Raw genomic sequence first — 5,206 nt, forward strand, 5'->3', positions numbered from 1 at the left:
CTCCTCGGTGGGGGCGCCGGCGCCCTGCTCCTTGATGAGCGTCCAGGCGTTGTCGGTGGCCTCGGCCTCGATCATCGCGATCGCAACATCAGGACCGTCATCGCCGTCGACAATTCTTCCGGCCACGACCATCGAGAAGACGGCCCGCTCGAGCTCGGAGTAACGCGGGAACGCGACCCACTGGCCGTCGATCAGCGCGATGCGCACCGCACCGACCGGGCCGGAGAACGGCAGGCCGGAGATCTGGGTGGAGATCGAGGCGCCGTTGATGGCGACCACGTCGTACGCGTCGTCGGGGTGGATCGAGAGCACGGTCTCGACGACCTGGACCTCGTTGCGCAGGCCCTTCACGAACAGCGGGCGCAGGGGGCGGTCGATCAGACGGCAGGCCAGGATGGCCTCGGTCGACGGGCGGCCCTCGCGGCGGAAGAACGAGCCGGGGATCTTGCCGGCGGCGTACTGACGCTCCTCGACGTCGACCGTCAGCGGGAAGAAGTCGAAGCCCTCACGCGGGTGCTTGCCCGCCGTGGTGGTCGACAGCACCATCGTCTCCTCGTCGAGGTAGACGGCGACCGCGCCGCCGGCCTGCTTGGCCAGCCGACCGGTCTCGAAGCGGATGGTGCGCGTGCCGAACGTGCCGTTGTCGATGACGGCTTCGGCGAACTGGATCTCGGGACCCTCCACGGGTGCCCTCCTTCGTGGTTCGGCCCCGGGCTTCTCGTGGTCATCGATCGAGGCTCACGGAACTCGTGTTCCGGAAGCCACTACCGAGGACCGACGGGGTCCGGGGCGGTGTGTGTTGTTGAGTTGTTGCGCGTCCGACGGCGGTCTGCCGGGGACATGAGAACCGGCCCGGACCCCGAGCGGGGTCCGAGCCGGTGAGAGGCTATCGGCGCCGGCCGAGACGCTCGATGAGCGAGCGGTAGCGCTCGATGTCGATGTCGCGCAGGTAGCCGAGAAGGCGGCGGCGCTGACCGACGAGGAGCAGCAGGCCACGACGACTGTGGTGGTCGTGCTTGTGCTCCTTGAAGTGCTCGGTGAGGTCCTTGATGCGCCGGCTGAGCAGCGCGATCTGCACCTCCGGAGAGCCGGTGTCGCCCGGGGTCGTGGCGTACTCGGCGATGATCTGCTGCTTGACGGCTGAATCCAGGGCCACTGGTTCTCCTTCAGGGAGTCGTTGCGCGGAGCGCCGGGGCTGGTTCACCCGGGCATGACCAGACCGCGGCCGATCTAACGGCAGCGCTCACAGTATCAGCCGCTCCCGCGGATCTCCGAATCCGGCGACCTGGAGCATCACAGCGACCTGCCCATCAGCATGCTGCCCGGTGCGAGCTCGGCGAGATCGTGCCATCCTCGACCGGCGTACAGAGCCCGCGCGGGGGCGGCAGCGATCTGGGTCACGAGGATCGCCCGGTCCGCGCCGGCCTCGGTTAGGTGCACAGCCACGGCATCGTGCAGCGCCCCGCCGAACCCGAGCCCGCGCGCCTGCGGCCGCACGGCGAGCTCAGCCAGTTCGCCATGGCCGCCGAGCCACCGATCGGAGACCTCGCGCGGCGCATGGTCACGGATGTAGCCGGCGAACCAGCTGTCCTCGCTGCCGAGCACGCCGTACGCGAACCCCAGCAACACGCCCTCACGCTCGGCGCAGACGAGCTCGAACGCCGGCAGCATGGCGTGGCGCACGAGCGGTCCGTGCGCCCAGTCGCGCCCGCGCTCGGGCGGCTCGGCGTACGGCGGCTCGGCAAACACCTCTGCGTAGACCTCGGCCACACGGTCGCGCAGCGTCTCGTCGCGCTGGACCGCGTCACCGTCGTAGCGGCGCAGCTCGAGGCTCACACCAGCGGGCGGTCCACACCCAGCAGCTCGGCGGCACGCGCCACGTCGCCGTGCATCTGCTCGATCAGAGGCTCGATACCGTCGAACTTGAGGGTGGGCCGCAGGTGGTGCGTGAACTCGACCACGACCTCCTCGTCATACAGGTCGAGGTCGGTGCGGCCGAGCACGTGCGCCTCAACCTGCCGCGCCACGCCGTCGAAGGTGGGGTTCGTCCCCACCGAGATCGCGGCAGGCAGCCGCTCGGCGTCGGGCAGCCCCCACCGGCGCCACAGCCATCCTGCGTACACCCCGTCGGCGGGAATGGTGCCCGTCGAGGTCGGGGCAAGATTCGCCGTCGGGAATCCCAGCTCGCGCCCGCGAGCCTCGCCGTGGACCACGATGCCGCGCATCCGGTGCGGCCGCCCGAGCACCGCGGCCGCTTGTTCCACGTCGCCGCCGGCGAGCAGCTCGCGCACCCATGTCGAGGACCAGCGTCGCTGGGTGCCGGCCGCCTCGATGTCGTGGACCACGTCGACGGCGAAGCCCAGCTCCTCCCCCAGCGCCCGCATGGTCTCTCGGTCGCCGGAGTTGTCGAGGCCGAAGCGGATGTCCTCCCCCACCACCACCCGTCGTACCTTGAGCGCATCCACCAGGTAGCTCGAGACGAACTCACGCGGGGTGAGCGCCGCGAAGGTGAGGTCGTACGCAATCACGAGAACGCCGTCGAGACCCGCGTCGGCGAGCAGCTCGAGGCGATCCTCGATCCCCGAGAGCAGCACAGGACAGTCGTCCGGGCGATGCACCGCGGCCGGGTGCGGGTCGAACGTGACCGCGACCGCGCTCGCCCCGACGGCCCGCGCCGCGGCGATCGTCACGCCGAGAACGGCGCGATGTCCGAGGTGGACGCCGTCGAAGTTCCCGATCGTGGCGACGCTCGCACGCAGCTGCTCCGGGACCTCCTCGATCCCACGCCACACCTGCACGCTCGTCTCCTCCTGTCGAGTGCGCCCACCAGCGGGTGGGCCGCGGTCTAGCCTGCCACTGCTGCGTGCCGACGACGAACGCGCGGTCAGGGAGCCGGTATCTCGAGCGCGCTCACCGTCGTGACGTGGCCGGCCCCGCCGGGCGTGCCGGCCACACGGACGCCGTCGACCACGGCCTCGGAGAACGTGAACCGGTACGACTCGGCGTCCACGGCGCTCGCGTCGCCCGGGTACGCGGGCGAGACGGTGACAGCCTCGGCCTCCTGCCACACGCCGTCGACCCGGATCTCGACCGTGGGCACGCCCTCGAACCAGCCACCCTCGCCGTCGGTCGGGCCGGGCGCCATCACCACGGTGTCCACGGCGACCGGCTGCGGGAACGTCACGCCCCATTCGTCCCGCTGCTTCGGCGTTCCGTTCCATGACGAGACCGACGTGCCCGGATCTGCGTCGGTCAGCGCTGCGACCGCCCCCAGGTGGGAATGCGTGTCGATCACGACGGCGCCGCTCCCCGAGGCCGGATCGGCCAGGTCGGTCCCTGGTTCTGCTTCGAACGGGGTGGCATCGGCGTCGCGCAGGGTCAGCGTGATCGGGCGCAGCGCATAGTGATACGTGGTCTGCTCGTCCGGGTTGGCGGGCCCCACGAACCAGTTCGCCTGCGCCCACAGCTGCAGCCCGTCCTCGGAGATGAACTTCGACGGCGTGGTCACGGCGTAACCACCGTTGATCCAACCCTCCGGGTTGCCCGCCCCGTACCAGGGGTACGGGCCGAAGTCCTTCCGCGCGAACAGGGTCCACGGTCCCCACGGGGTCGGGGACTCGTACAGCTCCCACGTGAACTCGGTCCAGGAGGTGTACAGGTACCGCTCGATCGGCGCGTCATAGACGATGCCTCCCTGCGAGATCACGGTCGAGTTGATCGGCCCGTCCACGGCGAGCTCGGGGTAGACGCGGCGGTCGTCGTGGAGCACCGCGATGCGCTCACCGACGTCGCTGCTCCAGATCGGCGCCTCGCCCGCTGCGCCGTCCGTGCCCGCGAAGAACTCCCAGGTGCCGCGGTCCTGGATCGACGCCGCCGGAACCCGGGCCAGATAGAGGTCCACCGGGTCCGGCACCACGTCCGAGAAGGAGTCGCGCCAGTTGTTGTCGAGCCCGTACGCATACACGTAGTCCTCGCCCCCTGGCTCGACCACGCCGCTGAGCGCGTTGCTCTGTCCGAGGTCGAGGAACATCACGGTGGTGAAGACGTAGTCGCTGAACAGCGGCTGCTCCGGCCACGTCCAGGTGCGCCCGTAGTCGTCCGAGCGCACGATCGTGGCGGCGGGAGCGTCGTTGAAGGCGTGCGGCGACGGCGGCATCCGCAAGTCCTGCACGGCCATGTAGAGCTCGTCCTGGCCGTCACCGTTCCCGTCCACGGCGACCATGCCGGTGGGCTTGCGGTTGTACTCCTGGGGGTCGGACCACACCGGCGCCACGCGCGGGCCCGCCACGATCCGCTCCCCCATGAGGCCCTCCTCCGGAGTGCCGTCGATACGGCTCACCACGATGTCCTGCCACTGCGAGCTCGAGAAGCCCCGGCCGTCGCCGTTGGCGGTGTAGAGCGCGCCGTCATCGGCCCAGGCAGCCGGCCAGAGGTCACCGTCGCTCTCGGTGCGAATCGTGGAGTGATACGGGATGTCGACGGTGGCGAACTGCGTCGACGTCGGAGCGTGCGGGTCCATCGGCGGCGGATCTCCTGATTCGGTCGTCTCGGCGGTGCAGGCAGCCAGCAGGAGCGCGGCACATGCCAGCGTGCTGGCGGCTCCCGGCTTCCGGTCTCGGGTCACGCATCGCTCCATCGGGACGGGTAATCGATTTCCGAGCCTAACATCATCGATGCGAAGCACCCGACCCGCGCCCAGAGACGCCGAGACCGAGGTCTCCCGCTGACACCGAGGGGCGCACCCCTCGGTGTCAGCGTTCAGCCTCGGTCTCGGCCGCAGCGTCAACTCTCGGCAGACTCGCCGTCCTCGGCGAGGATGCGGTAGATCGCGGTCCTCGCCTCGATCAGCGTCTGCGCGGCGCGGCGCTGCTGGTCGGTGGAACCGACCCGGAACACCTGCTTGCTCGCCTCGGCGAGACCCATCATGGCCTCGCGCACGGCGAAGGCGTTCCCGCCGTCACCCTCGGCCTGATCCCACGGGGTGCCGAGGCGCTCGCGGTTCTCCGCGACGTACGCCCGGCCCTCGTCGGTGAGCGACGCGGTGCGCCGGCCCTCGACGGCGTCGATGGTGAGCAGGCCCTCGTCGGCGAGCGCCTGGAGCGTCGGGTAGACGCTGCCCGGGCTCGGGCTCCACGTGCCGCCGCTGCGGTCGCTGATATACTGGATTAGCTCGTAGCCGTGGCGCGGCTGCTAGTGGAGGGGGAGG

5 protein-coding genes and 2 pseudogenes are annotated in these 5,206 nt (G+C 70.3%); all 7 read right to left on the reverse strand.

Annotated elements, in window-relative coordinates; genetic code table 11:
* Positions 1–684 (reverse strand): annotated as a pseudogene (locus ACOJSN_RS14350) (polyribonucleotide nucleotidyltransferase); the annotation flags it as partial.
* Positions 685–886: 202 nt separating this feature from the next.
* On the reverse strand, positions 887–1,156 hold the full coding sequence (gene rpsO / locus ACOJSN_RS14355; RefSeq protein ID WP_420113179.1) for a 30S ribosomal protein S15: 270 nt from the start codon (positions 1,154–1,156) through the stop codon (positions 887–889).
* Positions 1,157–1,293: 137 nt separating this feature from the next.
* Positions 1,294–1,836: a GNAT family N-acetyltransferase gene (locus ACOJSN_RS14360; protein WP_420113180.1), complete on the reverse strand. Its 543-nt coding sequence runs from the start codon at positions 1,834–1,836 to the stop codon at positions 1,294–1,296.
* The gene (locus ACOJSN_RS14365; RefSeq protein ID WP_420113181.1) at positions 1,833–2,798 is read right to left on the reverse strand and encodes a bifunctional riboflavin kinase/FAD synthetase; all 966 of its coding nucleotides are present in this window, start codon (positions 2,796–2,798) and stop codon (positions 1,833–1,835) included. The genes ACOJSN_RS14360 and ACOJSN_RS14365 overlap by 4 nt, the downstream gene beginning before the upstream one ends.
* A gap of 86 nt (positions 2,799–2,884) precedes the next feature.
* Complete coding sequence (locus tag ACOJSN_RS14370) at positions 2,885–4,624, reverse strand: DUF4185 domain-containing protein (protein ID WP_420113182.1); 1,740 nt, start codon at positions 4,622–4,624, stop codon at positions 2,885–2,887.
* Positions 4,625–4,782: 158 nt separating this feature from the next.
* Positions 4,783–4,938 carry a hypothetical protein gene (locus tag ACOJSN_RS14375; protein ID WP_420113183.1) on the reverse strand — a complete coding sequence of 52 codons (156 nt, stop codon included), beginning with the start codon at positions 4,936–4,938 and terminating at the stop codon, positions 4,783–4,785.
* Positions 4,939–5,016: 78 nt separating this feature from the next.
* A pseudogene (locus ACOJSN_RS14380) lies at positions 5,017–5,178 on the reverse strand (PadR family transcriptional regulator); the annotation flags it as partial.
* Positions 5,179–5,206: the final 28 nt, after the last annotated feature.

It is taken from the genome of Pseudactinotalea sp., from assembly GCF_048594945.1.
Classification (GTDB): Bacteria; Actinomycetota; Actinomycetes; order Actinomycetales; family Beutenbergiaceae; genus Pseudactinotalea.